The 1,648-nt window shown below is 36.8% G+C and carries 3 protein-coding genes and 1 pseudogene; 1 reads left to right on the top strand and 3 read right to left on the bottom strand.

The genetic code is table 11. The features are described from left to right. On the top strand, positions 1-248 hold a 248-nt coding region (locus tag EI164_RS15980), incomplete at its 5' end, for an integrase core domain-containing protein (RefSeq protein WP_192520967.1). Here EI164_RS15980 and EI164_RS15975 read toward each other — a convergent pair. The 3 genes and pseudogenes from EI164_RS15975 to EI164_RS15970 all read right to left on the bottom strand — a co-directional run. Next, positions 212-415, bottom strand: a complete 204-nt coding sequence (locus tag EI164_RS15975; protein WP_192520966.1) for a hypothetical protein — start codon at positions 413-415, stop codon at positions 212-214. The two genes, EI164_RS15980 and EI164_RS15975, sit on opposite strands and share 37 nt — an antisense overlap. Positions 416-433: 18 nt before the next feature. Further along, positions 434-709, bottom strand: coding sequence for a YkgJ family cysteine cluster protein (locus EI164_RS17550; protein ID WP_413038469.1), 276 nt, complete (start codon positions 707-709; stop codon positions 434-436). Positions 710-721: 12 nt separating this feature from the next. After that, positions 722-1,591: pseudogene (locus EI164_RS15970) on the bottom strand (tetratricopeptide repeat protein); the annotation flags it as partial. Positions 1,592-1,648: the final 57 nt, after the last annotated feature.

The raw sequence follows: 1,648 nt of genomic DNA, 5'->3' as shown, positions 1-1,648 counted from the left end.
CTGTTGGTACAACGGGTGATTCATACGATAATGCGTTGGCTGAAACGGTTAACGGGCTTTATAAAACAGAGGTGATTGAATATTTAAAACAGCAGTGGCAAGGTGTGAACGATGTTGAATTAGCAACCCTAGAATGGGTCGATTGGTTTAACAAAACTCGCATTCATAGTACGATTAGTTATGTGTCGCCTTTTGAGTTTGAGAGACGATATTATGATAGTCTTTGTGAGTCAGACAAAGCTGCCTGACTCAAGCAATCCACTCTCCGATATAGTCGGGGCGGTTCAAGCCTTCTTTGCGCTCTTTCAATAGTGGCGCTAGCGTCAGATAATTGAGATACGCCTTTAGCGCCTTTAGTGATTCCAAAGCCTGATGCAGCTAGTGCGCCTGCACCTATGATTAGAGGGATGGGCATAGCAAAGTCCTTTGTTGGTTATATCTGAATTATTGGCAGTCGATACTTAACTTGAATCGATTGGCAAACCTCTATATTCAGCGCTATATATTCATCGTAAGGGATAGTAGAAAAACAAACCTGATGCATTGCTTCAATATTGCATATAAGCGGCCTTGACTCATAAATAGTGCAACTTTTACTATCTATATCGAACCATTTACATGTGCCATCACCTCTATCTAAAGCTGCATATATTTCATTTTTATCCAGATTTTGACAGCACCAACCACATTGATTGCAAGGAAACTTCATGATTAATGTACTCTAAGCTGCGCTATCTTCACGTAGATCATTAAGCTTTTGGTTAATTTCAGTGAGTCTGTCATCAATATTATCCAGCGCATCTGTCACAAGCTCTGAATTAGATACTATTTCTTCATCGATTTTATCAAGTTCGTTTTGATTTAAATATGCATTGATACACTCTACAAGCCTTTTACCATAAAAACGAGCGACATCTCCTATCAGATTTATTTTATAATCCTCTATATACAGAGCTTTATCACTTTCGCTGTAGTAGGCTTCTTCGATATCGTTCAATATCTCCCAGTCTTTAGTATCATTTTTTAAATGAAATTGATAACTATTTTGATGTACATGTAAGAAGAGACCAACACCAAAATTTCTAGTAAAGCTTGTGTCGATGATAAAGTCTGCATACGTAGTGTCAATCATATAGTCATTTTTCTCTCTGATAGCACTTGCTTTATCATAAAATTTGGAACTTTCGTCAAAATCCATACTTTCATAAAACCAAACACCTCCGCCTGGATTTTGCGGCAACATTTTTGACTCATCACGGAAGTAATTGTCAAAGAACGTTTTAAATGAAATACTTCCATCATTTTCAAAGTCTATGCTTTCGATATGACTATCAGCGTCCTCTACCACTTTTTCGTTAGAGTGCTTATCTTCTTCAAGTGGCTTATTACTTTTTTGCAAACGCTGTTCTGCTTCTAAATGACCCTTACATACTGCTTTATTATAGTAATAATTAGCTTTGTCTTTATCTATTTCAACTCCTATGCCTTCGCTATAAAAATTACCAAGCTCGTAATGAGCGTCTGCATTATCTTGTTCAGATGCTTTTTGATACCATTCAAAAGCTTTACTATTATCTTGCAATACACCAAAACTGTAGTGGCATAATTAAATTGGACAACTGCTAAGAGGCTATACTAACCCAAAGAA

The organism is Psychrobacter sp. FME13, from assembly GCF_014861395.1.
GTDB lineage: Bacteria > Pseudomonadota > Gammaproteobacteria > Pseudomonadales > Moraxellaceae > Psychrobacter.
This window is presented reverse-complemented; position numbering and strand designations above follow the sequence as displayed.

Coding starts and splice junctions, on each gene's coding strand:
- EI164_RS15975 (WP_192520966.1), bottom strand. CDS start 415: ATGCCCATCCCTCTAATCATAGGTGCAGGCGCACTAGCTGCATCAGGC.
- EI164_RS17550 (WP_413038469.1), bottom strand. CDS start 709: ATGAAGTTTCCTTGCAATCAATGTGGTTGGTGCTGTCAAAATCTGGAT.